We start from the raw sequence: 238 nt of genomic DNA, 5'->3' as shown, positions 1-238 counted from the left end.
ATTGTTCAAACGCTGCGAGAAAAGATCCTCGCGGGCGAACTGGCGCCCGGCCAGCGTCTCGTCGAGGCGCAACTCGCGCAATGGCTCGGCGTATCCCGCACGCCGCTGCGCTATGCGTTGAGTGTATTGGCAAGCGAAGCGCTGCTCGAACGCTCGGGCGCACGTGGTTTCGTGGTGCGGCGCTTCAGCGTGCGCGACGTGCTGAATGCAATCGACGTGCGCGGCGTGCTCGAAGGTC

Annotated in this window: 1 protein-coding gene; it reads left to right on the top strand. The window is 64.7% G+C overall.

The annotated features are described in order from the left end of the window. Positions 1-238, top strand: a 238-nt coding sequence (locus tag SB753_RS41130) for a GntR family transcriptional regulator (RefSeq protein WP_410805688.1), incomplete at both ends; no start/stop codon positions are given.

It is taken from the genome of Paraburkholderia sp. SIMBA_053, assembly GCF_046534895.1.
GTDB lineage: Bacteria > Pseudomonadota > Gammaproteobacteria > Burkholderiales > Burkholderiaceae > Paraburkholderia > Paraburkholderia caledonica.
This window is presented reverse-complemented; position numbering and strand designations above follow the sequence as displayed.